The 24,154-nt window shown below is 56.0% G+C and carries 24 protein-coding genes; 8 read left to right on the forward strand and 16 right to left on the reverse strand.

The window, feature by feature from the left end:
* Positions 1–49: 49 nt before the first annotated feature.
* Positions 50–1,129 carry an alanine racemase gene (alr, locus tag ABTW00_RS21780; protein ID WP_065357792.1) on the reverse strand — a complete coding sequence of 360 codons (1,080 nt, stop codon included), beginning with the start codon at positions 1,127–1,129 and terminating at the stop codon, positions 50–52.
* Positions 1,130–1,176: 47 nt separating this feature from the next.
* Complete coding sequence (dnaB, locus tag ABTW00_RS21785) at positions 1,177–2,592, reverse strand: replicative DNA helicase (RefSeq protein ID WP_064546665.1); 1,416 nt, start codon at positions 2,590–2,592, stop codon at positions 1,177–1,179.
* Between the two features lie 66 nt (positions 2,593–2,658).
* Between dnaB and ABTW00_RS21790 the strand changes: the two genes are divergently transcribed.
* On the forward strand, positions 2,659–3,642 hold the full coding sequence (locus ABTW00_RS21790) for a quinone oxidoreductase (RefSeq protein WP_271447154.1): 984 nt from the start codon (positions 2,659–2,661) through the stop codon (positions 3,640–3,642).
* Positions 3,643–3,814: 172 nt separating this feature from the next.
* Here the strand turns inward: ABTW00_RS21790 and pspG are convergent, their stop codons facing one another.
* Positions 3,815–4,054, reverse strand: coding sequence for an envelope stress response protein PspG (gene pspG, locus ABTW00_RS21795; RefSeq protein ID WP_433637602.1), 240 nt, complete (start codon positions 4,052–4,054; stop codon positions 3,815–3,817).
* A gap of 142 nt (positions 4,055–4,196) precedes the next feature.
* A complete protein-coding gene (dusA, locus tag ABTW00_RS21800) occupies positions 4,197–5,195 on the reverse strand; it encodes a tRNA dihydrouridine(20/20a) synthase DusA (protein WP_271447153.1) in 999 nt (332 codons plus the stop codon).
* A 137-nt stretch (positions 5,196–5,332) separates the two neighbouring features.
* Here dusA and ABTW00_RS21805 point away from each other — a divergent pair, with 137 nt between their 5' ends.
* Entirely contained in the window at positions 5,333–5,596 is a 264-nt protein-coding gene (locus tag ABTW00_RS21805; RefSeq protein WP_064546658.1) for a type II toxin-antitoxin system HicA family toxin, read from the forward strand.
* A complete protein-coding gene (locus tag ABTW00_RS21810; RefSeq protein WP_240492969.1) occupies positions 5,593–5,928 on the forward strand; it encodes a type II toxin-antitoxin system HicB family antitoxin in 336 nt (111 codons plus the stop codon). Before ABTW00_RS21805 ends, ABTW00_RS21810 begins: the two co-directional genes overlap by 4 nt.
* Before the next feature lie 96 nt (positions 5,929–6,024).
* On the opposite strand, the gene ABTW00_RS21815 is transcribed toward ABTW00_RS21810, so the two are convergent.
* Together ABTW00_RS21815 and ABTW00_RS21820 are read right to left on the reverse strand one after the other, a co-directional pair.
* Complete coding sequence (locus ABTW00_RS21815) at positions 6,025–7,272, reverse strand: conjugal transfer protein TraF (RefSeq protein ID WP_065357788.1); 1,248 nt, start codon at positions 7,270–7,272, stop codon at positions 6,025–6,027.
* Positions 7,273–7,444: 172 nt separating this feature from the next.
* Entirely contained in the window at positions 7,445–7,933 is a 489-nt protein-coding gene (locus tag ABTW00_RS21820) for a cupin domain-containing protein (protein ID WP_064546654.1), read from the reverse strand.
* A 125-nt stretch (positions 7,934–8,058) separates the two neighbouring features.
* Here ABTW00_RS21820 and zur point away from each other — a divergent pair, with 125 nt between their 5' ends.
* Positions 8,059–8,574: a zinc uptake transcriptional repressor Zur gene (zur, locus tag ABTW00_RS21825; RefSeq protein WP_064546652.1), complete on the forward strand. Its 516-nt coding sequence runs from the start codon at positions 8,059–8,061 to the stop codon at positions 8,572–8,574.
* Between the two features lie 53 nt (positions 8,575–8,627).
* Here the strand turns inward: zur and ABTW00_RS21830 are convergent, their stop codons facing one another.
* The 4 genes from ABTW00_RS21830 to ABTW00_RS21845 form a co-directional block, all read right to left on the reverse strand.
* Entirely contained in the window at positions 8,628–8,837 is a 210-nt protein-coding gene (locus tag ABTW00_RS21830; RefSeq protein ID WP_064546650.1) for a CsbD family protein, read from the reverse strand.
* Positions 8,838–8,963: 126 nt separating this feature from the next.
* Positions 8,964–10,283: an MATE family efflux transporter DinF gene (gene dinF, locus ABTW00_RS21835; protein ID WP_064546648.1), complete on the reverse strand. Its 1,320-nt coding sequence runs from the start codon at positions 10,281–10,283 to the stop codon at positions 8,964–8,966.
* Positions 10,284–10,351: 68 nt separating this feature from the next.
* Positions 10,352–10,960, reverse strand: a complete 609-nt coding sequence (lexA, locus tag ABTW00_RS21840; protein ID WP_064546646.1) for a transcriptional repressor LexA — start codon at positions 10,958–10,960, stop codon at positions 10,352–10,354.
* A 99-nt stretch (positions 10,961–11,059) separates the two neighbouring features.
* On the reverse strand, positions 11,060–11,428 hold the full coding sequence (locus ABTW00_RS21845) for a diacylglycerol kinase (protein WP_064546644.1): 369 nt from the start codon (positions 11,426–11,428) through the stop codon (positions 11,060–11,062).
* A gap of 128 nt (positions 11,429–11,556) precedes the next feature.
* On the opposite strand from ABTW00_RS21845, the gene plsB reads away from it, so the two are divergent.
* Complete coding sequence (plsB, locus tag ABTW00_RS21850) at positions 11,557–13,980, forward strand: glycerol-3-phosphate 1-O-acyltransferase PlsB (RefSeq protein WP_064546642.1); 2,424 nt, start codon at positions 11,557–11,559, stop codon at positions 13,978–13,980.
* 57 nt (positions 13,981–14,037) lie between these two features.
* On the opposite strand, the gene ABTW00_RS21855 is transcribed toward plsB, so the two are convergent.
* The 6 genes from ABTW00_RS21855 to malK form a co-directional block, all read right to left on the reverse strand.
* Positions 14,038–14,565 (reverse strand): hypothetical protein, encoded by a 528-nt coding sequence (locus ABTW00_RS21855; RefSeq protein ID WP_433637610.1) that lies wholly within the window; start codon positions 14,563–14,565, stop codon positions 14,038–14,040.
* A 180-nt stretch (positions 14,566–14,745) separates the two neighbouring features.
* Complete coding sequence (ubiA, locus tag ABTW00_RS21860) at positions 14,746–15,618, reverse strand: 4-hydroxybenzoate octaprenyltransferase (protein ID WP_064546636.1); 873 nt, start codon at positions 15,616–15,618, stop codon at positions 14,746–14,748.
* 14 nt (positions 15,619–15,632) lie between these two features.
* Positions 15,633–16,130, reverse strand: a complete 498-nt coding sequence (gene ubiC / locus ABTW00_RS21865) for a chorismate lyase (RefSeq protein ID WP_433637613.1) — start codon at positions 16,128–16,130, stop codon at positions 15,633–15,635.
* Positions 16,131–16,355: 225 nt separating this feature from the next.
* Positions 16,356–17,300 (reverse strand): maltose operon protein MalM, encoded by a 945-nt coding sequence (gene malM, locus ABTW00_RS21870; protein ID WP_271447149.1) that lies wholly within the window; start codon positions 17,298–17,300, stop codon positions 16,356–16,358.
* Positions 17,301–17,414: 114 nt separating this feature from the next.
* A complete protein-coding gene (locus ABTW00_RS21875) occupies positions 17,415–18,740 on the reverse strand; it encodes a maltoporin (RefSeq protein WP_065357783.1) in 1,326 nt (441 codons plus the stop codon).
* A gap of 101 nt (positions 18,741–18,841) precedes the next feature.
* A complete protein-coding gene (malK, locus tag ABTW00_RS21880) occupies positions 18,842–19,951 on the reverse strand; it encodes a maltose/maltodextrin ABC transporter ATP-binding protein MalK (RefSeq protein WP_065357782.1) in 1,110 nt (369 codons plus the stop codon).
* A 372-nt stretch (positions 19,952–20,323) separates the two neighbouring features.
* Here malK and malE point away from each other — a divergent pair, with 372 nt between their 5' ends.
* The 3 genes from malE to malG all read left to right on the forward strand — a co-directional run bounded on the left by malE (position 20,324) and on the right by malG (position 24,095).
* Positions 20,324–21,514, forward strand: a complete 1,191-nt coding sequence (malE, locus tag ABTW00_RS21885; RefSeq protein WP_065357781.1) for a maltose/maltodextrin ABC transporter substrate-binding protein MalE — start codon at positions 20,324–20,326, stop codon at positions 21,512–21,514.
* Positions 21,515–21,645: 131 nt separating this feature from the next.
* Positions 21,646–23,190 (forward strand): maltose ABC transporter permease MalF, encoded by a 1,545-nt coding sequence (gene malF, locus ABTW00_RS21890; protein WP_271447146.1) that lies wholly within the window; start codon positions 21,646–21,648, stop codon positions 23,188–23,190.
* 14 nt (positions 23,191–23,204) lie between these two features.
* Positions 23,205–24,095, forward strand: a complete 891-nt coding sequence (gene malG, locus ABTW00_RS21895) for a maltose ABC transporter permease MalG (protein WP_064546624.1) — start codon at positions 23,205–23,207, stop codon at positions 24,093–24,095.
* Positions 24,096–24,154 lie beyond the last annotated feature (59 nt).

Consider the following 24,154-nt stretch of genomic DNA (forward strand, 5'->3'; position numbering starts at 1 on the left):
GCGCGATGTAGGCCGGATAAGCGCAAGCGCCATCCGGCACGCTACAGGCTTAATCGATATACTTCATCGCCACCCGCGAGGTCAGGCGCGTAATAAGTTCGTAAGCACTCACTTTCGTCATTTCCGCGATGCGTTCAACCGGCAGACCTTCGCCCCACAGAATGACCGTATCACCGGTTTTGTCCTGTGCCTGCGGGCCTAAATCGACGCAGATCATGTCCATCGCCACGCGGCCAACAATCGGCACTTCGCGGCCATTCACCAGCACCGGCGTACCGGACGGCGCGGCACGCGGGTAGCCGTCACCGTAGCCCATCGCCACCACGCCCAGACGGGTATCGCGTTCACTGACCCAGGTGCCGCCATAGCCAACCGGCTCGCCCGCTTTATGTTCGCGCACGGCAATCAGGCTGGAGGTGAGCGACATCACCGGCTGCATGCCAAAATCCGGCCCCCACGGCTTCTGCTCCAGCGGCGATACGCCGTAGAGGATAATGCCGGGACGCGCCCAGTCGAAATGCGACTGCGGCCACAGCAGAATGCCACCCGATGCCGCGATAGAGCGCAGACCCGGTTTGCCTTCGGTAAAGGTGGTGAAAATATCCAGCTGCCGCTCGGTTGCGCCACAATCCGGCTCATCGGCGCGAGCAAAGTGGCTGACAATGTTCACCGGCTGGCGGACGTTTTTACAGGCGCTCAGGCGCTGATAGAAGACTTCCGCCTCTTCCGGGCGCACGCCCAGGCGGTGCATACCGGTATCGAGCTTCATCCAGACCGTCACCGGCTCGCTCAACGCGGTGGTTTCCAGCGCTTCAAGCTGTTCGATGTTATGCACGGCGGTATGCAGGTGCTGCTCGGCAATCGTCGGCAGATCGGTCGCGTTGAAGAAGCCTTCCAGCAGCAGGATCGGCTGAGTAATGCCGCCCTCACGCAGGCGCAGGGCCTCTTCAAGACGGGCAACGCCAAAAGCATCGGCGTCGGGGAGCGTTCGCGCGGTCTCGAGGAGGCCGTGTCCGTAAGCGTTCGCTTTCACCACCGCAACCAGCTTGCTGGCAGGCGCCAGTTCACGCAGACGTTGCAGGTTGTGTCGCAGAGCGCGGCGGTTAATGACTACAGTTGCCGCTTGCATTTGTGTTCCTTGATATGTGTTTGCTTGAGTAACCTGATTCAGCGTTGTTATTCGTCGTCGTACTGCGGGCCCGCGTAATTATCGAAGCGCGACCATTGACCGTTAAACGTCAGGCGCACCGTGCCGATTGGGCCGTTACGCTGTTTACCGATAATGATTTCGGCGATGCCTTTTAAGTCACTGTTTTCGTGATAAACCTCATCACGGTAGATGAACATGATTAAGTCGGCATCCTGCTCGATGGAGCCGGATTCACGCAGGTCGGAGTTGACCGGGCGTTTATCCGCACGCTGTTCCAGAGAACGGTTAAGCTGCGACAGCGCCACCACCGGCACGTGCAGTTCTTTTGCTAACGCTTTGAGAGAACGGGAGATTTCGGCAATTTCCAGCGTACGGTTGTCAGAGAGCGACGGCACACGCATCAACTGGAGGTAGTCGATCATGATAAGGCCAATACCGCCGTGTTCACGGGCAATACGGCGCGCACGGGAGCGCACTTCCGTCGGCGTCAGGCCGGAGGAGTCATCAATGTAGATGTTTCGTTTTTCCAGCAGAATCCCCATGGTACCGGAGATGCGCGCCCAGTCCTCGTCGTCGAGCTGGCCGGTACGGATGCGGGTCTGGTCAACGCGCGACAGCGACGCCAGGGAACGCATCATAATCTGCTCTGAGGGCATCTCGAGGCTGAAAATGAGGACCGGTTTATCCTGCAACATCGCCGCATTTTCGACGAGGTTCATCGCAAATGTCGTTTTACCCATTGATGGACGCGCGGCGACGATGATCAGGTCCGACGGCTGGAGACCGGCGGTTTTCTTGTTGAGATCGTCATAGCCGGTGTTCACGCCGGTCACACCGTCGTGCGGCTGCTGGAACAGCTGCTCGATACGCGCTACGGTGGCGTCGAGCACTTCAGTAATGTTTTTCGGGCCTTCGTCTTTATTCGCGCGGCTTTCAGCGATTTTAAAGACGCGGGACTCCGCGAGATCCAGCAGGTCTTCACTGGTACGCCCCTGCGGGTCGAAACCGGCCTCGGCGATTTCGTTGGCCACGGCGATCATTTCGCGGACAACGGCACGTTCGCGCACGATATCGGCATAAGCGCTGATGTTCGCCGCACTTGGCGTATTTTTTGACAGTTCTGCCAGATAGGCGAAGCCGCCAACGCTGTCCAGTTGCCCCTGCCGCTCCAGCGATTCCGCGAGCGTGATCAGGTCAATCGGGCTGCCGCCCTCCTGCAAACGCCCCATCTCCGTGAAGATATGGCGGTGCGGACGAGTATAAAAATCTTCTGCGACAACACGCTCGGCGACATCGTCCCAGCGCTCGTTATCCAGCATCAAACCGCCCAACACCGATTGTTCCGCTTCAATCGAGTGCGGCGGTACTTTCAGCCCGTCTACCTGAAAATCGCGGACGCGAGGTTCGGCTTGCGGTTTGTTGAAGGGTTTATTTGCTGCCATAGTGAATGGTATTACCGAGATAAAGAGTGGGTCGAAAGATTACCACATAATTGTTCAGGAGGAAGCATGGCAACCCGTATTGAGTTTAGCAAACATGGCGGCCCGGAAGTGCTGAACGCCGTCGAATTCACCCCCAATGCCCCTGCCGAGAACGAAGTGCAGGTGGAAAACAAAGCGATTGGCATCAACTACATCGATACCTACATCCGCAGCGGACTCTATCCACCGCCGTCGCTGCCAAGCGGCCTGGGCACCGAAGCCGCGGGCGTGGTCAGCCAGGTAGGCGGCAACGTTAAACACGTTAAAGCCGGCGATCGCGTGGTGTATGCGCAGTCCGGCTTGGGTGCTTACAGCTCGGTGCACAACGTCGCGGCGGATAAAGTAGCCCTGCTCCCGGCGGCTATCTCCTTTGAGCAGGCAGCCGCCTCCTTCCTCAAAGGGCTAACCGTCTACTACCTGCTGCGCAAAACCTACGAAATCAAACCCGGCGAACCGTTTCTGTTCCACGCGGCAGCGGGCGGCGTAGGGCTGATTGCCTGCCAGTGGGCCAAGGCGCTGGGTGCGAAGCTCATTGGTACCGTCGGCAGCGCGGAAAAAGCGCAGCGTGCCCTACAGGCAGGCGCATGGCAGGTGATTAACTATCGCGAAGAGAACATCGCCGAACGGGTGAAAGAGATTACCGGCGGGAAAAAGCTGCCGGTGGTGTACGACTCGGTCGGCAAAGATACCTGGGAAGCGTCGCTGGACTGCCTGCAACGCCGCGGGCTAATGGTCAGCTTCGGTAACTCGTCTGGCCCGGTGACCGGCGTGAATTTGGGCATCCTCAACCAGAAAGGCTCGTTGTTCGTCACGCGCCCTTCCCTCTACGGCTACATCACCACCTACGACGAGCTGAAGGAGGCCAGCCACGAGCTGTTCTCGCTGATCGCCAGCGGCATTATTAAGGTGGACGTCGCGGAGAGTCAGAAATATCCGCTGAAGGAGGCGCGTCGCGCGCATGAGATTCTGGAGAGCCGGGCCACGCAGGGTTCAAGCCTGCTGATTCCATAACGTTGCGGTCGCACAAAAGACTAGGGCTTCCCGTAGGAAGCCCTTTCTTTTTTTAGTTCGGCTGTATGTAGGGTACAGCTCGATGAATTCGTTATCGGCGGCAATAGTGACAGATTTATTACGCGAATCCTACGGAGATTTATGCAAAATTATTGAGGTTGTGACATACCCCTCAATACCTCCGGTAATTGCCGCGGTACGACGGATTTTTTGGCGTATTGATCGCCCGGATAATCCACACCGCCGCGACCGCCAGGATTAACCATGGCAGTAGTTTAAGCATAATGGCAAACAGGCCGCCGACAAACATCAGCACCGTCGCCACCACCAGCGCGGCGATAATGCCGAGCAGGGATATCCCTGTCACCAGCAGCATCACGAAAAATCCAATCACAAATAGCAGTTCCAGCATGGTCGCTCTCTCCCGAAAATATCGTTTTCTCTGGGCTGACTATTACAAGAAACGTGCCAAAAATAACTTATTGATTATCAACAAAAACGCCCCGCATAAACAGGCGAGGCGTGGTGAATTTGACCAGGTTTTAGCGAAATAATTAGCGCTTATCGGCCACCAGCTTGAGCGCGTGTTCCAGCACGTTGATATCGGCCCCCGCTTTATGGGCATTTTCGCTCAGATAGCGGCGCCACTGGCGCGCGCCCGGAATACCCTGGAACAGCCCCAGCATATGACGGGTGATATGGCCCAGATAGGTGCCGTTGCTCAGCTCACGCTCAATGTACGGGTACATTGCCCGCACCACTGCCACCGGGTCGGCATCAACATCGGTGGCGCCGAAAATCTCGCGGTCAACGGAGGCCAGAATGCCCGGGTTCTGGTAGGCTTCGCGGCCGACCATAACGCCATCCATGTGTTCCAGATGCCCCTTCGCCTCTTCCAGCGATTTAATACCGCCGTTGATGGACATCGTCAGATGCGGAAAGTCTTTTTTAAGCTGATAAACGCGCGGGTAGTCCAGCGGTGGAATTTCGCGGTTCTCTTTCGGGCTCAGGCCGGAAAGCCAGGCCTTGCGCGCGTGGATAATAAACATATCGCACTCGCCGCGGCCGGAAACCGTGTTGATGAAATCGCAAAGGAATTCGTAGCTGTCCTGGTCGTCAATGCCGATACGGGTTTTGACCGTGACCGGGATAGAGACGACGTCGCGCATCGCCTTCACGCAGTCAGCGACCAGTTGGGCATTGCCCATCAGGCATGCGCCAAACATGCCGTTCTGCACGCGATCGGACGGGCAACCCACGTTCAGGTTGATTTCGTCATAGCCGCGTTCCTGTGCCAGCTTCGCACAATGTGCCAGCGCCGTCGGGTCGCTGCCACCCAGCTGCAATGCCACCGGATGCTCTTCTTCGCTATACGCCAGATAGTCGCCCTTGCCGTGAATAATCGCCCCGGTTGTGACCATTTCGGTGTACAGCAGCGTGTGCTGAGACAGCAGTCGCAGGAAATAGCGGCAGTGTCTGTCTGTCCAGTCGAGCATCGGCGCGATGGAGAAACGGTGAGCAGCAAAAGCGGGAGTCGAAGATTCTGACAGCATGGCGATTATTTAAGCATCCGAAAAAAGGGCGGCCACTATAGCACAGACAAAGAGGGGATACGATCCACCTTGCTGTGATATCAAAAAGTGATATCATCATCTTGTCCGGTGGCCAACATGACAAAGGATTAATTGGCATGAAATCACTCAACGCCAGGCACCAAAAAACGTTACGGTTGATCTTCTCAATGCCCACGCCAGCCACGCTGGAATGGCGAAAAATTGAAGCATTATTTATTGCTTTAGGTGCAAAAGTTTCAGAAGGACAGGGATCCCGGGTACGATTCGAAATCAATCAGGTGGTGGCCTCATTCCATCGCCCTCATCCTGACAAGGAAGCCAAGGTTTATCAGGTTCGCGATGCAATGGCATTTCTTATCGCAGTAGGAGTGACTCCATGATGAATACCATGACGTATAAAGGCTATGCCGCAAAAATCGATTACAGTGACGAAGACATGTGCTTTATCGGTCGCGTTGCGGGGATCAGAGATGTTATTGGTTTCCACGCCGATAACGTAACAGACCTGCGTAAAGCCTTCGAAGAGGCGGTGGATGATTATATTGCTTACTGCAAAGAGCAAGGGCGTGAACCCCTTCGTCCGGCCAGTGGCAAAATCAGCCTGCGCATCTCTCCCGAAGTGCATTCGGCCATCAATATCGCCGCAGAAGTTTCTGGCAAGAGCGTCAATCAGTGGATTAACGATACGCTTTCCAGAGCGGCCCACGGTTAGCCGGTGTAGGCCAGATAAGCGCAGCGCCATCAGGCAATCCAGAGCAGATTGCCTGATGGCGGCGTAAACGCCTTATCCGGCCTACAAGGTCGGTGGTTAGAACGTGACGCTCAACTGGGCGCCTGCGCCCCAGGTTTGATCCTCACCATAAAGGCCCATCAGGTCGACGTGCACCCGGTTAAACGGCGCAAAGCCAACGCCGCCGGTAAAGACGTTGCTGTCGTTGTTTTTCACGTCAGCGCGGTAACCGGCGCGCACCGCCAGCCAGTCCAGCGGGCGCACTTCTGCGCCAACACCCACATACTGCGACGTGTCTTCACTTTTAAAGCCCTTGGTCTCCGTCAAATCGCCATCAGCACTTAACGTCAGGAAATCGGTATGCCAGGCCACGCCAGCGGTCACCAGCGGGCGAATCTGATACGTATCGCGTACGCCAGCCACCTCTTTGGTGTCGATATCGCGCGAGAAGAGGTTTTGCCCGCTCAATCCCACCGTCCAGTTATCGCCAAAATCTGCGGCCATCCCGGCATCAACGTTAAAGCCGGTATCATCGTTGCGATAGCGGCTGCTGTTGATGTCGTCGCTGCTGAAGTTGTAAATCGAGACGGTGTAGTTATAGAGCCAGGTTTGTTGCAGTTTTGGCGTAATGCCCAGCGAAACCGGTACGCCGCCGACATCAAACTGGCGAGCAATCGCCACGCCGTAGTCGGAGACAATCGCCGCACGACCATAACCTTTGGACTTAAGATCTTGTGGATTAACCGCCAACGCCGTCGCCGGAACCGACTGTACGCCGCGCAGGAGATCGATATCCCCCTGATCGATATACGAGCTAACCCTCGCCCGGGCATTCGCTTTTGCCACAAAAGCGACCGCCAGCACGTCGTTTGGAATGCTGACCGCCAGCCCTGCTCCGGCTTTGGCATTAGCGGTCTTCCCTTTCAGGGCGGAGAGCTGATTGGCAAGATCGCCCGCCGCAGCAGACACCTGTCGGGATGCCGCGCTGTTCGGATTGGCGAGATCGGCAAGATTAATGGTGCTCAGCACTCGTCTATAGCGCTGGACATCATCGCTGATGTCGTCGATTTTGTTGCGCAGATCGTCCTTATCGGAGATCTGCGCGCCAATTGACGGCACAATCAGCGTGATATCGTCGTCCGGTTTTGCCTTTGCCAGCAGCGCCGGGTTAATTAACACGCCGCTGCCGTAGTTCGCCGAAGCCACGCCCGTGCCGCCCATCGCGTCGTTACGTGCTTCCGACCAACCATTTGCAGCCCCTGCCTGTCCCGCCACAAAAAAGGAGACAGCCACCCCCATCAGCGAAAATTTGTCTTTTTTATTCACAGTTTGCTCGTCTTATTGTCTGTAATGAAACAACCCTCCACCCGTTATCGCCTGGATGGAGACGAACCGTTGCTGTGAATAGGGAGGGAAAAAGCGTCTTGTTCCCCTAACTGAAATTTTCTTCGGTTATCGTTATTTTTAATAAGCACTCTAATCTTTATAGAAGAAGAGACTAATTTCGCCCAGGTTTTCCATCGTGCGGGCCAAAAAACTGCGGCGGATGGTCAACCCAGCGATCGTCGCGCGTAACGGCGTACGACGCATTCAGCGGATAGTAAATCCGGTTATGTTTCTTATTAGCCTCCCCCACCACCAGCAGACGAACCTCTTCTGACGTGTTGTTGATAAAGGTATGGCAGACGCCCGTTCCGGCCGGAAAGCCTACGCTATCGCCCGGTTCCAGCTTCCATAAATAGCCGTTGATCCACGCCTGTGGGTAGCCTTCCAGCACGTAGATAAACTCCTCTTCGTCGCTTTCAGCGTGCGGGTAGGACGTGCGGCGGCCTGGCGGCAAGCGTTCGTGGTGAATACCAAGATGTCTCAGCCCCAGCGCGCGGGCTAGCGGCGCGCCGATAGAGAAGCGTTCATCGCTGTCGGGATAGGTTGAGTCATCGGGTCCTTCAACGTCGTGCCAATGGCGAATACAGTCGGGTCTTTTCATCATTTTTCATCCTGAGTGTGAAGTACACCTGCTATAACACAGCTATAGCACACCTGTGGAAACTCGGCGTTTCCGGCATAACATGGTAAAGTAGAGGCTCATTTCCCCGTGACCTGAGGACGCCAATGGATAAGACCACCACGCAAGAACTGTTAGCGCAAGCTGAAAAGCTGTGCGCGCAACGCGGCGTGCGCCTGACTCCGCAACGTCTGGAAGTGTTGCGCCTGATGAGTCTGCAGGAAGGGGCCATTAGCGCCTATGACCTGCTGGATCTACTGCGCGAGAAAGAGCCGCAGGCCAAGCCGCCAACCGTCTACCGCGCACTAGAGTTTCTGCTCGAGCAGGGCTTTGTGCACAAGGTCGAGTCTGCCAACAGCTACGTACTGTGCCACCTTTTCGATCAGCCGACTCATACCTCCGCGATGTTCATCTGCGATCGCTGCGGCGTGGTGAAAGAAGAGTGTGCGGAAGGGGTAGAGGACATCATGCATACGCTGGCCGCGAAGATGGGCTTTGCGCTGCGCCACAACGTCATTGAAGCGCACGGGCTGTGTTCCGCCTGCGTGGAAGTTGAAGCCTGTCGCGCGCATGAGCACTGCCATCACGACCATACGATTCATACTAAAAAGAAATCCCGCTAACGCGGGATTAATGGGGAGCGTACCTCCCTGTACGCATGGGCAGGAGGAGTGCGTTACCAGCGGTGGTTGTGCCGTTTATCCCAGCTATCCACCTCTTTTTCCGCCTGATCTTTTGCGTATCCATAACGTTCCTGGATTTTACCGACCAGCTGATCGCGTTTACCTTCGATCACCGTGATGTCATCATCGGTCAGTTTGCCCCATTGCTCTTTCACTTTACCTTTAAGCTGCTTCCAGTTACCGCCGACTTCGTCTTTATTCATCATTGAATCCTCGATCGTCAGTGAATGAATAGCGAGAGAGTGTGAACTCTTTTTCGCTAAGCGTGAGGTTAATTGTAGTCAGTCATTCTGAGCATGATTCACTATTCGGAATCTTTAACCATCACATCAGGAAAACCAGCTGTTATTTCGCCAGTGGCGTCGCCAGATATATGCCAACGACAGGCCGCGCAGCGCGAGGAAAACGGCCAGCGCCAGCCACAGCCCATGGTTGCCGAGTACCGGCAGTGCCAGCAGCGTCAGCGCAAAACCGGCGGCGGCAACCGCCATGCTGTTGCGCATCTCGGCGCCTCGCGTGGCGCCGATAAACATGCCGTCCAGCAGATAACACCAGACGCCAATCACCGGCAGCACCACCTGCCACAGCACGTAACGATCGGCCAGTTGCTGCAGTTCGGGCAGCGAGGTAAGTAACGCGACGATATTTTCGCCAAACACGGCGTATACCAGCGCAAAAGCCAGCGCCACGACACCCGCCTGACGGCACGCGGCGCGCCAGACCTCAAGCAGTTTACTGCCATCGCGCGCGCCATACGCCTGGCCGGAGTGCGCCTCTACCGCATAAGCGAAGCCGTCCAGCGCATAAGCGGTGAAAGTGAGCATCGTCATCAGAACCGCGTTCACCGCCACCACTTCACCACCGAGCCGCGCGCCAAAGACGGTGACCGCGCCGAAGCACAGCTGTAACAGCAGGGAACGCAGCATAATGTCGCGGTTGAGCGCCAGCAGGCGGCGGATGTTGCCGCGCCAGGCGGTTTTCAGCATCGCCCAGGAGATGCCGCGCATCGCCATCACCTTGCGCACCATCCCCAACCCGACCAGCAGGGTCGCATATTCGGCAATCGCCGTGGCGAGCGCCGCACCCTGCACGTTCATGTGCAGACCCATCACCAACCACAGGTCGAGCACAATGTTCAGCACATTCCCCACCACCAGCAGCACTACCGGTGCGCGGGCGTACTGCACGCCGAGCAGCCAGCCCAGCAGGACCAGGTTTGCCAGGGAAGCAGGCGCGCTGAGCCAGCGAATGGCGAGGAAGCGGCGCGCCTGTTCTAACACCTCACCGCTGCCGCCGACGATAGACAGCGCCAGATTAATCAGCGGGGTTTTAAACACAATGATCAGCAGCCCGGCGCCCAGCGCCAGCATCAACGGTTGCACCAGCGCGCGGGCCAGCGCCTGCGGGTTCTTCGCGCCAAAGGCCTGCGCCGTCAGGCCGGTTGTGCTCATGCGTAAAAACAGCAGCAGCATAAACAGGAAGCTGGTCGCCGTCGCCCCGATGGCGACGCCGCCCAGATAGACGGGGCTGTCCAGGTGACCGATCACGGCGGTATCGACCAGACCCAGAAGAGGTACGGTAATGTTGGAGAAGATCATCGGTAGCGCAAGGCGCCACAGCGCTTTATCAGCGGAAGTGAGTAGCGACATGGGTATCAACCAGAACGAAAAAAGGCTGCGATAGCGGATGTATCGCAGCCATTAGAGAGGGAGCGTTTTTACAGCCATTCGCCGTTGCGGATAACGCCAACGGCCAGCCCTTCAATGGAGAAATTCTGCTGACGCAGATCGACCACGATCGGCTTAAATTCGCTATTTTCCGGCAGCAGTTCGACGACGTTACCCTGTTTTTTCAGGCGTTTTACCGTCACTTCTTCGTCGATACGTGCGACCACGACCTGGCCGTTGCGTACGTCCTGAGTCTTATGCACCGCGAGCAGATCGCCGTCCATAATACCAATATCTTTCATCGACATGCCGCTAACGCGCAGCAGGAAGTCGGCGCTCGGTTTGAACAGCGACGGATCAACCTGGTAATGGCCTTCGATATGCTGCTGGGCCAGCAGCGGTTCGCCCGCCGCGACGCGACCTACCAGCGGCAGACCTTCTTCTTCTTCCACTAGCAGGCGGATACCGCGAGAAGCGCCGGAGACAATCTCAATGACACCTTTACGCGCCAGCGCTTTCAGGTGCTCTTCAGCCGCGTTTGGGGAACGGAACCCCAAGCGCTGAGCAATTTCCGCACGCGTCGGCGGCATGCCCGTCTGGCTGATGTGATCCCGGATGAGATCAAACACCTCTTGCTGCCTGGTCGTTAACGCTTTCATTCCGCCCCCTGGGTGTATATACAGTTATGCTGTGAGTATATACAGCTAGTGTTTATTTTGAAACCATAAAACGCACGAAATCAGGCAGTTTTCACAGCTTTAGTGGAAATGCGCCCACAGCAGCGTGCCCCAGGTGATGAGCGCGACGAAAATCGCCAGCAGCACCGCCGCCGACCCCATGTCTTTTGCCCGCCCGGACAGCTCGTGGTATTCGGAGCCGATGCGGTCCACCACCGCTTCCAGTGCACTATTGAGAATTTCCACTATCATCACCAACAGGACGGAGCCGATGAGCAGCACGCGCGTGATGGCGTCGACATCCAGCCAGCAGGCGATAATAATCGCCAGCACCGACGCGACACCCTCCTGGCGGAATGCGGCTTCGTTAATCCACGCCGCGCGAAATCCTTTCCAGGAATAGCCTGCTGCTTTGATGATTCGGGTGAGCCCGGTGGTATTATTGGCCATCTCAAGAACCTTTTTTGTTATTACGTCAATGACAATGCGTGTTATGAAGCGGTAGAACAGAAATTCTGCTGACTTTCTGATATTCTTGCCGCGCATTTGCATGATTAACCAGAGGCTTTACATCGTTTATGTCCGGCTGGCCACGAATTTACTACAAATTACTGAATTTACCATTAAGCGTACTGGTAAAAAGCAAGTCTATTCCCGCAGAACCTGCACAGGAATTGGGGCTTGATACCTCGCGTCCTATTATGTACGTCCTGCCTTATAACTCTAAGGCCGACCTACTGACGCTGCGCGCCCAATGTCTGGCGCATGATTTACCCGATCCGCTTGAACCGCTGGAAATCGACGGCACCCTGCTGCCGCGCTACGTGTTTATCCACGGCGGCCCGCGCGTGTTCACCTACTACACGCCGAAAGAAGAGTCGATCAAGCTGTTCCACGACTACCTCGATCTGCACCGCAGCAATCCAGACCTGGATGTGCAAATGGTGCCGGTCTCCGTGATGTTCGGGCGTTCACCGGGCCGAGAGAAAGGCGAAGAGAATCCACCGCTGCGAATGCTCAACGGCTTCCAGAAATTCTTCGCCGTCTCCTGGCTGGGCCGCGATAGCTTCGTACGCTTCTCGCCGTCCGTTTCGCTGCGCCGCATGGCCGACGAACACGGCACCGACAAAATCATTGCGCAGAAGCTGGCGCGCGTCGCGCGTATGCACTTTGCACGTCAGCGTCTGGCGGCGGTTGGCCCGCGTCTGCCGGCACGTCATGACCTGTTCAAAAAGCTGCTGGCATCGAAAGCCATCGCGAAGGCGGTAGAAGACGAAGCGCGCAGTAAGAAAATCTCGCACGAGAAAGCGCAGCAGAACGCTATTGCGCTGATGGAAGAGATTGCGGCTAACTTCTCCTATGAGATGATTCGCCTGACCGACCGTATCCTCAGCTTTACCTGGAACCGTCTGTATCAGGGGATTAATGTCCATAACGCCGAGCGCGTACGCCAGCTGGCGCACGACGGCCATGAAATCGTCTACGTGCCCTGCCACCGTAGCCATATGGACTACCTGCTGCTCTCTTACGTGCTCTATCACCAGGGGCTGGTGCCGCCGCACATTGCCGCGGGTATCAACCTGAACTTCTGGCCTGCCGGCCCGATTTTCCGCCGTCTGGGCGCGTTCTTCATTCGCCGTACCTTCAAGGGCAACAAGCTTTACTCCACGGTGTTCCGCGAATACCTCGGCGAACTGTTTAGCCGCGGCTACTCCGTTGAATACTTCGTGGAAGGCGGGCGTTCCCGTACCGGTCGTCTGTTGGATCCGAAAACCGGCACCCTGTCGATGACCATTCAGGCGATGCTGCGCGGCGGTACTCGCCCGATTACGTTAGTGCCGATTTACATCGGCTACGAGCACGTGATGGAAGTGGGTACCTACGCCAAAGAGCTGCGCGGCGCAACGAAAGAGAAAGAGAGCCTGCCGCAGATGCTGCGCGGGCTGAGCAAGCTGCGTAATCTCGGCCAGGGCTACGTCAACTTCGGCGAACCGATGCCGTTAATGAACTACCTGAATCACCACGTGCCGGAGTGGCGCGAGTCGATCGACCCGATCGAAGCCGTACGCCCGGCGTGGCTGACGCCGACCGTCAATAAACTGGCGGGTGAGCTGATGGTGCGCATTAACAACGCCGGTGCCGCCAACGCCATGAACCTGTGCTGCACCGCGCTGCTGGCCTCTCGCCAGCGTTCGCTGACCCGCGAACAGCTGACGCAGCAGTTGGAGTGCTACCTGGCGTTAATGCGTAACGCGCCGTACGCGCCGGATGCTACCGCGCCAAAAGCCTCCGCCAGCGAGCTTATCGACCACGCGCTGCAGATGAATAAGTTCGAAGTTGAGAAAGACACTATCGGCGACATCATCATTCTGCCGCGCGAGCAGGCGGTGTTGATGACGTACTACCGCAACAACATCGCGCACATGCTGATTATGCCGTCGCTGCTGGCCACCATCATGACTCAACATCGCCAGATCTCCCGCGACCAGGTGTTGAGTATGATCGAGACGCTGTATCCGATGCTGAAAGCCGAGCTGTTCCTGCGCTGGACGCCTGAAGAGCTACCGGCAGTCATCGATACGCTGATCGCCGAAATGTCGCGTCAGGCGCTGATTAGCGAGCAAAACGGCGAGCTGCGCATCAACGCATCGCACTCCCGCACGCTGCAACTGCTGGCTGCAGGCGCACGTGAAACGCTGCAACGCTACGCAATCACCTTCTGGCTGCTGAGCGGCAACCCGTCGATGAACCGCAGTACGCTGGAGAAAGAGAGCCGTACGCTGGCGCAGCGCCTGTCGGTGCTGCACGGCATCAACTCGCCGGAGTTCTTCGATAAAGCGGTGTTCTCGTCGCTGGTGTTAACCCTGCGCGATGAAGGCTATATCAGCGACAGCGGCGACGCCGAGCCGGAAGAGACGATGAAGGTTTACCAGATGATGGCGGGCCTGATTACCTCGGACGTGCGTTTGACGATAGAAAGCGTGACGCAGGAAGAGGCGTAAAAGATTAAGGGCGAATATTTATATTCGCCCTTTTTTTGCATATAAGTCTATTTATATTTACGGGTTATATATTCCCCGAATACTAAATTCAACAAACCCAAACCATGACAGGGGAAAAACCATCAGCGACAGCAGCAAGAAAAAGGCCAATACCACTTTCACAAGGTCGACCAGATAGTAAACCTCTCGCGTTTTTTCTTGTGCATTACGGTTAAAGCTTGCGACAAAAAAGGGATAGGCGCTGACAAACAGCGCGATGCCGAGCATAATAAGAAAGAAAGTATCAAATCTAAAACCATCACCGTAAAAAGTATCTACTTTCCCCCTGTTTATCAGGGTATAAATGCCCAGAACGATGAACGCCATACCGGCATAGATTGGGAAAGTAAAATCACTATCATGCACCATTTTCTTCACAAACCGACGATTCATTATTCGTGCAAGATATACGAAGGAAAAATATTTTGAGGTGGTCGTTTGAGTATAAAAAGTAGAGATTGTGCTTCTTATACTTTCCAGTGGGGGGAGTTCTAATTTATCGACATATTCAGAATAAAGATATTCAAGCTCTGTTTTCTGTTCCATAAGAATAAATTCCGTGAATAATTCCATTTCGACATATAACAAATAGAGTGATTACATCATTTCCTGATGCAAAAAAAAATAATGGCACAGCTTAAATAATAACGCGATAAATAAAAAAAGTCCCCAACCAAAGGCGAGGACTTTTGTATTCAATGCACGAGAGCGGGCGAGATAACGCTATCAGCCGTGCCAGTAACTCATCGCCAGCCCAATAAACAGCACCAGCCCCACGTAGTTGTTATTCAGAAACGCCTGGAAGCATGGCCCGCGTTCACGGTGGCGGATCAGCTTCTGCTGGTAGACAAACAGCGCGCCGGCGATCAGGATTGACCAATAAAACTCCCAGTTCAAACCGTTCAACCAGCCGATGAGCGCCATCAGCCCCAGCACGCATGCCTGCAGGATACCGATGATCAGGCGGTCGTTATCACCGAACAGAATCGCCGTGGATTTGATGCCAATCTTCACGTCATCATCACGGTCAACCATCGCATATTGGGTATCGTAAGCCACCGCCCACAGAATGTTGGCCAGCAGCATCAGCCAGCAGCTCAGCGGCAGTGACTCGCTGACCGCCGCGAAGGCCATCGGAATTGACCAGCCAAACGCCGCCCCCAGCACCACCTGCGGCAGATGGGTATAACGCTTCATAAACGGGTAAACCCAGGCCAGCGCCAGCGCCGCCACCGACAACAGAATGGTCATCGTGTTGAGCGTCAGCACCAGCAGGAAAGAGAGCGCCACCAGCACGATGAACAGCGTACGGGCCTCTTTCTCCGTGACCGCGCCGCTCGGCAGCGGACGGTTGGCCGTGCGTTTCACGTGGCCGTCAAATTTGCGATCCGCATAATCGTTGACCACACAGCCTGCGGCGCGCATCAGCCAGACGCCCGCCACAAACACCGCCAGGATCCACAGCGGCGGCACGCCCGGTGAGGCAACCCACAGCGCCCACAGCGTCGGCCACAGCAGCAGCAGCGCGCCGATCGGTTTATCCGTACGCATCAGTCGATGGTAAGCCAGCAGCTTGTTCTGCTTCAGACTCCACTCCATTCTTCTTCTTCCTCTTAGTACAGCGGCGATGCCGGTAAAAACAGCTCGGTTAACAGCAGCGGTTTACCGCTCAGGCGGAGACGGGAACGACGCCCCCACAGCGCATCATGACGGCCTATCTCAATAAAGTCTCGCGTCAGCGTCGACGACGTAAACAGATAACGACCCAGCGGCGTCTGCCCCAGGTTTTGTAGCGCCAGCTCGGGCCCACAGAGGGTCGACTCTGGTACCACGGTGCGCCCGGCAAGCCACGGATCACCGCCGACGCACAATAATATTTCTCGCAACCAATAGCGAGACTCTTCTGGCAACAGGTGTTGTTCTTCCACCAGCGCATCGCGGCTGACAAACGCTTCGTTTAACAGCGTTACGCTAACCGGTTTCCCAAACTGCTCAAACCGTTTGGTCATCGAATCTTCCAGCATCAGCCAGTCGCGCTGAGCGGATTCAAGCGGGGGAATGACGTCAAAATAGCGCAGCGCGCGCAGTTGCGTCAGTGCAGGGTGCGACATGCCTGTCTCTCCAATACAAAGCGTTTCGCCATTGTATCGCAGAAAACCGCAGGAGGGGGTGCAGGAATGGTCAAATACGATCATTAGCGCAACAGCAGTGCAACAGTTTGCTTTGCGCTATATCCCGATCGTCATCGCAGCGTGAAGGATGAGGTGTATAAAAAAGGTGTGCCCGACAGGGCACACCGAAAGGCTTCGCCTAAACATCAGCGCTGCGGGGAGAACTTACCCCTTGCCTTTTACAGCGCCGATAAAGGTGGAACGAGCAGATTTAGATCCCAGGCGTTCAGCTTCATTCATCAGTTTCAGGGCCTTGTCGATATCCCCTTTCGCTACGGCCTGTTTAATCCCGTTGTTGAAGTAGCTTTCCGTATCGTCGAGCATCGGTTCTGTTTTTGCTGCCGGAGCCGCAACGGGCGCCACAACCGGGGCCGCCGCTGGCGCGCTGGCAACCGGTGCCGCTGTGTTGCCGACGGTGACCGGCGCCGGGCCGGAGGAGCCAAACAGCGGGCCGACCAGGACGCTGGAGCTGGTGTTAGTTTTCACCTTCAGCTTCACCAGACCGTCGGTGGTGTGTTTAGCAACTGGATCGGGAATATCCGGCACCGCGTTACCGGTGCCTTTGGCGTAAGCTTTGGCCGGGTCCAGCAGCGTGGTGGTTTGCTGGAGATCTTTCTCGGTGGTAAACACCAGAACATAGAGTTTTTGCTGGCCCAGCGCTGGCGTCAGGCGCATCACCCCTTCCAGGCGGTCGGCGCTTATCACGCCAGGCGCCTGATAGGTAAAGTAGCTGCTTGGGAAGTACGCAGAAGGCGTCATATTCTGATCAAGAATCAGCACATTCGGTGCAAAGACGCTGGTTTGTTTGCTCACTTCGCTGGTCAGCGTCAGCGTCAGCTCGCCAATGTTGGCGGGAACGCTGTAGGCCACGACGTTACCGGTGATTCCCGGAACGTTCAGGCTTTGACCACCGGTAGAAATTTGGGTGGATTGAACTTTAGATTGATCGACCGGCGTCCAGGTGAGCTGCTGGAGGGCTGCGGTCGGGATGGTCGGCGCGGCGCTGGTATTTTGCGGCACGTAGTTGACGTCAGCGAGGCTAATGCCCGGGACGCTCGCCATTAATCCAGCGGATAAGCAGAGAGCAACGAGACTTTTTTTCATTTTCATTATGATGACCTCAGAAAGCATGGTTCTAGCGGTGGCCAGGCAATAGCGCGCTAAACCTCAAGGAACAGAGGGGCTTGCGCCCCTCGTCGGTTGTTACGTCAGGTTAATGCTGAATTACCACCAGATTTCCATCTGGGCACCGAAGGACCACTCATCGCTGTCGCCGCGGCTGTAGGTTTTCGCGCTGGTATCTTTGTAAGCGATACCGTTGTCATAACCCCATTTTTCATCCCACTTCGCATAGGTTGCGAATACGCGGATGGCCGGACGGGACCAGATGCTGTCGCCAGCCTGCCATTGTTGCGCCAGGGTGATTTTGTACTGGTTGTTGGTGTCGCCGGTTTTCTGCGACTTGACGTTGTCGTAGCCCACTTCCATCAAGGTGCTCATGATTGGCGTCCATTTGTACATAGGACGCACGCCGACGGTCCACCACTTGGTGCCGTTGCCGTCATCACGGTCGATATTCTGGTACATACCGACGTACATCAGATCAACTTTATCGCCCAGGGAGATTGCGCCGTGGTCGAGGATACGCCACATGTCGCCGTTGTTGTTGATCTTGTTGTCTACAACACCAATTTCGGTGTCTTTGTCGTACTTGTTACCAGTATAGGAACCCTGGGACAGACCTTTACCCTGAGTGGTCATTGCGTCAGTTGCGTACTGAACAACAAACTTGTTGTAGCCTTTCAGCATGCTCTGAGTGTGTTCTGCAGTGAACATCCAGCCGTCTTTAGACGCGCCATCCGCAAGGCTGTAGCCATCGGTGTAGTTTGCACGACCATAGTCAACACCCAGCTCCAGCACGCCGTCCGGGTTGGTTTCCAGGCCCGCTAAACGCACGTCGAATACGTCGTTAGCCGTGTCTTTAAAGTTGTGGTACGTGTTGTTGCTGGTGAAGATGTAAGAACCACCCGCTTCCTGAGAACGGGTCGCTGCCAGAGACAGTTTACCGAAGCCCAGATCGACGTTTTCAATACCGGCACCAGGACCTGAAATATCCCAGTAGTAGAAGTCGATCATGTGAACGTCATGACGCTGATAGAAGCGCTTACCGGCCCAGATAGTGGAGCCCGGCAGCCATTCGATCAGGTTTTTACCCTGGACGTTCGCTTCACGGAACGCCGGGTCGGTTGCTTCCCAGTCGTTCTGCTGTGCGACGGAGTAAGCCACGTTAGTGTCGAAGTAGAAGCTCTTATCGCCTTCTTTCCACACTTCCTGGCCCAGTTTTAATTCGGCATAGGTTTCACATTCGTTACCAAGACGGTACTTACTGCCAGCACCGGTTGCCTGGAAACACTGTTGTTCGCCACCGCTACCCGTCCAGCCAATGCCGGAACGCGCGTAGCCATGAAAATCTACGGCCATTGCCTGAGCAGACATAATGCCTGCTGCGACGGCAACCGCCACGGGGAGTTTGCGCAGAGTAATCATCATTCTATCTCCTGAGATCATTGCTTTTCTTTTCAACATTTCGCCCCTGTATCGCCTTATCGCTGGCGGCGTGGGGGCTGCCTGTTTGCTTTGTTATGGGACGTTTAAACGCCGAGCTCTTTATGCAGCCGACGACATGCGGTGCCATCTTCACGGAACAGATGGCAGCGCTCTGGCGGCAAGCCGATGGCGAATGTGGCTCCCTCTTCGACCAACACCACGTCGTTCTGGCGATAAACCAGGTTCTGACGGATGGCAGGGATCTGGATGTGAATTTGTGTTTCGTTGCCCAGTTGCTCGACAACATGCACCACGCCTTCCAGCGTCACATCGGCGATGTGGCTCGGCATCAGGTGCTCCGGGCGAATGCCCAGCGACATGTTGGCGCCAACCTGCACGTTGTTACTCTCGACCGGCAGCCAAATCTGCTGATGGTTCGGCAGTTCGACCTGCACCTGATCGATAGCGGTGGCGGTGACTTTCACCGGCAGGAAGTTCATCTTCGGCGAGCCGATAAAGCCCGCGACGAAACGGTCAGCCGGGTAGTGGTAAAGCTCGAGAGGTTTACCGACCTGCGCCACGCGACCGGCGTCCAGCACCACGATTTTGTCGGCCAGCGTCATCGCTTCCACCTGATCGTGGGTGACGTAGATCATCGTGCGGCCCAGACGTTTGTGCAGGCGGGAAATTTCGATACGCATCTGCACACGCAGCGCGGCGTCGAGGTTAGAAAGGGGTTCATCGAGCAGGAATACGCGCGGCTCGGCAACCAGCGTACGACCAATCGCCACGCGCTGACGCTGGCCGCCGGACAGCGCCTTCGGTTTACGTTCCAGCAGATGGGCTAACTGCAGTACTTCGGAGACCTGAGTCACGCGCTGGTTAATCACTTCTTTTTTAGCGCCAGCCAGCTTCAGGCCGAAGGACATATTCTCAGCAACGGACAGATGGGGATACAGCGCATAGGACTGGAACACCATCCCCACACCGCGCTCGGCGGGTGGTACGTCGTTCATGCGGGTATCGCCGATCATCAGATCGCCGCTGGTGATGGTCTCGAGGCCTGCGATCATACGCAGCAGCGTAGATTTACCGCAGCCGGATGGCCCGACAAACACCACGAACTCCCCTTCCTGGATATCAAGGTTGATATCTTTTGATACCACCACGTCGCCCCAGGCTTTCGTTACATTGCGTAGCTGTACGTTCGCCATGCCCTTCTCCCTCGTTACAACTTGTCACCAACAGACACATTCAAGATGGGTTCGACTATGCCCTACACATCTATGGGGTGAATCCTCCACCCCCCTTGTTTTTTATGGGGGAGGAGACGGGAGGATGAGAAGGCGCGCTCTGCCCCCGGCGAGATGGCGTGTGGACTAAAATCGTGATGGGCCCGACAAAAAACGGCGCTTTTTTTTGTGCGCCAGGACGCATAACTGGGATTTATGTTATGGCGATCACATTAATAGCCCCGAGGGCGTAGAGGTCAGGAGGATGGAAAGGGGTTGCTAAAAAAGGAAACTCATCGATGTTAAACCACCTCTGTGTATCCACAAGTACATCACCTGGAAAGGACGGGATATATGAAAATCAAAACTGGCGCTCGCATCCTCGCGCTGTCCGCATTGACTACGATGATGTTTTCCGCCTCGGCTTTGGCAAAAATCGAAGAGGGAAAACTGGTTATCTGGATCAACGGCGACAAGGGCTATAACGGCCTGGCCGAGGTCGGTAAGAAATTTGAAAAAGATACGGGCATTAAAGTGACCGTAGAACACCCGGATAAGCTGGAAGAAAAATTCCCGCAGGTTGCGGCAACTGGCGACGGCCCGGACATCATCTTCTGGGCGCATGACCGTTTCGGCGGCTACGCGCAGTCTGGCCTGCTGGCGGAAGTGACTCCAGATAAAGCGTTCCAGGACAAACTCTACCCGTTCACCTGGGATGCCGTACGCTTCAACGGCAAGCTGATTGCTTACCCAATCGCGGTCGAAGCGCTGTCTCTGATTTACAACAAAGACCTCGTACCGAACCCACCGAAAACCTGGGAAGAAATCCCGGCGCTGGATAAAGAGCTGAAGGCGAAAGGTAAATCTGCGCTGATGTTCAACCTGCAAGAACCGTACTTCACCTGGCCGCTGATTGCTGCCGACGGCGGTTACGCGTTCAAGTTTGAAAACGGCAAGTACGATGTGAAAGACGTGGGCGTGGATAGCGCTGGCGCGAAAGCGGGCCTGACCTTCCTGGTTGACCTGATCAAAAACAAACACATGAACGCGGATACCGACTACTCCATCGCCGAAGCGGCCTTCAACAAAGGCGATACCGCGATGACCATCAACGGTCCGTGGGCGTGGTCCAACATCGATAAGGGCAAGGTGAACTACGGCGTCACGCTGCTGCCAACCTTCAAAGGCAAGCCGTCTAAACCGTTCGTTGGCGTGCTGAGCGCCGGCATCAACGCCGCAAGCCCGAACAAAGAGCTGGCGAAAGAGTTCCTCGAAAACTACCTGCTGACCGACCAGGGTCTGGATGCAGTGAACAAGGACAAACCGCTGGGCGCCGTAGCGCTGAAATCCTTCCAGGATCAGTTAGCGAAAGACCCGCGTATCGCGGCCACCATGGATAACGCCCAGAAAGGCGAAATCATGCCGAACATCCCGCAGATGTCCGCATTCTGGTATGCCGTTCGTACCGCAGTGATCAACGCCGCCAGCGGTCGTCAGACCGTCGATGCCGCGCTGAAAGATGCGCAGGGCCGTATCACTAAGTAATGCCGTGAGCCCGTGCCGGATGGCGGCATAAATGTCTTATTCGGCCTACAACATACAGTAGGCCTGATAAGCGCAGCGCCATCAGGCACATCTCCGGCCAGGAAGTTTCAACGCTGTAGAGGAAGATCCCCATGGATGTCATTAAAAAGAATCATTGGTGGCAAAGCGACACGCTGAAATGGTCAGTGATTGGTCTGCTGGGCCTGCTGGTGGGTTACCTTGTAGTTTTAATGTACGCACAAGGGGAGTACCTGTTTGCCATCATGACGCTGATCTTAAGCTCAGCGGGCCTGTATATTTTCGCCAACCGTAAGACCTACGCCTGGCGCTACGTTTACCCTGGCATGGCCGGGATGGGGCTGTTCGTCCTGTTCCCGCTGATTTGTACCATCGCCATTGCCTTTACCAACTACAGCAGCACTAACCAGCTTACCTTTGAGCGCGCCCAGCAGGTCCTGATGGATCGTAGCTATCAGGCGGGCAAAGCCTATAATTTCAGCCTCTTCCCGGCGGGCGACGCATGGCAGCTGGCCCTCACCGACGGTGAAAGCGGTAAAAACTACCTCTCCGACGCCTTTAAAATTGGCGGCGAGCAGAAACTGCAGTTAAAAGAAACCGAAGCGCTGCCGGACGGCGAACGTGCGCAGCTGCGCGTGATTACCCAGAACCGCCAGGCGCTGAACCAGCTGACCGCCGTTCTGCCGGATGAAAGTAAAGTCACCATGAGCTCGCTGCGCCAGTTCTCCGGCACCCAGCCGCTCTACACGCTGGCCAACGATGGCCTGCTGACCAATAACCAGACTGGTGTGAAATATCGTCCAAACAACGATATTGGCTTCTACCAGACCGTTAACGCCGACGGCAGCTGGGGCACCGAGAAGTTAAGCCCAGGCTACACCGTTGGGATCGGCTGGGATAACTTCACCCGCGTCTTTACCGACGAGGGTATCCAGAAGCCGTTCATCGCCATCTTCGTCTGGACGGTAGTCTTCTCGGTACTGACCGTCATTCTGACCGTCGCCGTCGGCATGGTGCTGGCCTGCCTGGTACAGTGGGAAGCGCTGAAGGGCAAAGCCATCTACCGCGTGCTGTTGATTCTGCCGTACGCCGTACCGTCATTTATCTCGATTCTGATTTTCAAAGGGCTGTTTAACCAGAGCTTCGGTGAAATCAACATGATGTTGAGCGCCCTGTTCGGTATCAAACCGGCCTGGTTCAGCGACCCGACTACCGCGCGTTCGATGATTGTTATCGTCAACACCTGGCTGGGCTACCCGTACATGATGATCCTGTGCATGGGCCTGCTGAAGGCGATTCCGGACGACCTGTACGAAGCCTCGGCAATGGATGGCGCCGGTCCGTTCCAGAACTTCTTTAAGATTACGTTCCCGCTGCTGATTAAGCCGCTGACGCCGCTGATGATCGCCAGCTTCGCCTTTAACTTTAACAACTTCGTGCTGATTCAGCTGTTGACCAACGGTGGCCCGGACCGTCTCGGCACCACCACGCCGGCCGGTTATACCGACCTGCTTGTGAGCTACACCTACCGTATCGCCTTTGAAGGCGGCGGCGGCCAGGACTTCGGTCTGGCGGCGGCGATTGCCACGCTGATCTTCCTGCTGGTAGGCGCACTGGCCATCGTGAACCTGAAAGCCACACGTATGAAGTTTGATTAAGGGAGACAACGAACATGGCTATGGTACAACCCAAATCTCAGAAACTGCGTCTCTTTACCACGCACCTGCTGCTGCTGATTTTTATCGCGGCGATCATGTTCCCGCTGCTGATGGTTATCGCTATCTCGCTGCGTGAAGGAAACTTCGCTACCGGCAGCCTTATCCCGGAACAGATCTCCTGGGAACACTGGAAGCTGGCGCTGGGCTTCAGCGTTGAGCACGCCGATGGCCGCGTTACCCCGCCGCCGTTCCCGGTGCTGCTGTGGCTGTGGAACTCGGTGAAAATCGCCGGTATCACCGCCATTGGCATCGTGGCGCTGTCCACCACCTGCGCCTACGCCTTTGCCCGTATGCGCTTCCCGGGCAAGGCCACGCTGCTCAAAGGGATGCTGATTTTCCAGATGTTCCCGGCGGTGCTGTCGCTGGTTGCTCTGTACGCGTTGTTTGACCGTCTGGGCCAGTACATTCCGTTTATCGGCTTGAACACCCACGGCGGCGTGATCTTTGCCTACCTTGGCGGCATTGCGCTGCACGTGTGGACGATTAAAGGCTATTTCGAAACGATCGATGGCTCGCTGGAAGAAGCGGCCGCGCTGGACGGCGCGACCCCGTGGCAGGCATTCCGCCTGGTGCTGTTGCCGCTCTCCGTACCGATTCTGGCGGTGGTGTTTATCCTGTCGTTTATCGCCGCCATTACCGAAGTACCGGTTGCATCGCTCCTGCTGCGCGATGTGAACAGCTACACCCTGGCCGTAGGTATGCAGCAATACCTCAACCCACAAAACTATCTGTGGGGCGACTTTGCCGCTGCGGCAGTCCTTTCCGCCATCCCTATTACCGTGGTCTTCCTGCTCGCGCAGCGTTGGCTGGTAAACGGCCTCACGGCCGGCGGCGTGAAGGGCTAGGTTTCATCAGCAATGCCACTGCTATTATCCTCAACTTGAACGAACCCTAACTTGTGACT

The organism is Kluyvera georgiana, assembly GCF_050990895.1.
Taxonomy (GTDB): Bacteria; Pseudomonadota; Gammaproteobacteria; order Enterobacterales; family Enterobacteriaceae; genus Kluyvera; species Kluyvera georgiana.

What these genes read in the sequence shown, in the direction of transcription:
- alr (WP_065357792.1), bottom strand. Translation starts at nt 1,129, where the DNA reads ATGCAAGCGGCAACTGTAGTCATTAACCGCCGCGCTCTGCGACACAAC.
- dnaB (WP_064546665.1), bottom strand. Translation starts at nt 2,592, where the DNA reads ATGGCAGCAAATAAACCCTTCAACAAACCGCAAGCCGAACCTCGCGTC.
- ABTW00_RS21790 (WP_271447154.1), top strand. Translation starts at nt 2,659, where the DNA reads ATGGCAACCCGTATTGAGTTTAGCAAACATGGCGGCCCGGAAGTGCTG.
- pspG (WP_433637602.1), bottom strand. Translation starts at nt 4,054, where the DNA reads ATGCTGGAACTGCTATTTGTGATTGGATTTTTCGTGATGCTGCTGGTG.
- dusA (WP_271447153.1), bottom strand. Translation starts at nt 5,195, where the DNA reads ATGCTGTCAGAATCTTCGACTCCCGCTTTTGCTGCTCACCGTTTCTCC.
- ABTW00_RS21805 (WP_064546658.1), top strand. Translation starts at nt 5,333, where the DNA reads ATGAAATCACTCAACGCCAGGCACCAAAAAACGTTACGGTTGATCTTC.
- ABTW00_RS21810 (WP_240492969.1), top strand. Translation starts at nt 5,593, where the DNA reads ATGATGAATACCATGACGTATAAAGGCTATGCCGCAAAAATCGATTAC.
- ABTW00_RS21820 (WP_064546654.1), bottom strand. Translation starts at nt 7,933, where the DNA reads ATGAAAAGACCCGACTGTATTCGCCATTGGCACGACGTTGAAGGACCC.
- zur (WP_064546652.1), top strand. Translation starts at nt 8,059, where the DNA reads ATGGATAAGACCACCACGCAAGAACTGTTAGCGCAAGCTGAAAAGCTG.
- ABTW00_RS21830 (WP_064546650.1), bottom strand. Translation starts at nt 8,837, where the DNA reads ATGAATAAAGACGAAGTCGGCGGTAACTGGAAGCAGCTTAAAGGTAAA.
- dinF (WP_064546648.1), bottom strand. Translation starts at nt 10,283, where the DNA reads ATGTCGCTACTCACTTCCGCTGATAAAGCGCTGTGGCGCCTTGCGCTA.
- lexA (WP_064546646.1), bottom strand. Translation starts at nt 10,960, where the DNA reads ATGAAAGCGTTAACGACCAGGCAGCAAGAGGTGTTTGATCTCATCCGG.
- ABTW00_RS21845 (WP_064546644.1), bottom strand. Translation starts at nt 11,428, where the DNA reads ATGGCCAATAATACCACCGGGCTCACCCGAATCATCAAAGCAGCAGGC.
- plsB (WP_064546642.1), top strand. Translation starts at nt 11,557, where the DNA reads ATGTCCGGCTGGCCACGAATTTACTACAAATTACTGAATTTACCATTA.
- ABTW00_RS21855 (WP_433637610.1), bottom strand. Translation starts at nt 14,565, where the DNA reads ATGGAACAGAAAACAGAGCTTGAATATCTTTATTCTGAATATGTCGAT.
- ubiA (WP_064546636.1), bottom strand. Translation starts at nt 15,618, where the DNA reads ATGGAGTGGAGTCTGAAGCAGAACAAGCTGCTGGCTTACCATCGACTG.
- ubiC (WP_433637613.1), bottom strand. Translation starts at nt 16,130, where the DNA reads ATGTCGCACCCTGCACTGACGCAACTGCGCGCGCTGCGCTATTTTGAC.
- malM (WP_271447149.1), bottom strand. Translation starts at nt 17,300, where the DNA reads ATGAAAATGAAAAAAAGTCTCGTTGCTCTCTGCTTATCCGCTGGATTA.
- ABTW00_RS21875 (WP_065357783.1), bottom strand. Translation starts at nt 18,740, where the DNA reads ATGATGATTACTCTGCGCAAACTCCCCGTGGCGGTTGCCGTCGCAGCA.
- malK (WP_065357782.1), bottom strand. Translation starts at nt 19,951, where the DNA reads ATGGCGAACGTACAGCTACGCAATGTAACGAAAGCCTGGGGCGACGTG.
- malE (WP_065357781.1), top strand. Translation starts at nt 20,324, where the DNA reads ATGAAAATCAAAACTGGCGCTCGCATCCTCGCGCTGTCCGCATTGACT.
- malF (WP_271447146.1), top strand. Translation starts at nt 21,646, where the DNA reads ATGGATGTCATTAAAAAGAATCATTGGTGGCAAAGCGACACGCTGAAA.
- malG (WP_064546624.1), top strand. Translation starts at nt 23,205, where the DNA reads ATGGCTATGGTACAACCCAAATCTCAGAAACTGCGTCTCTTTACCACG.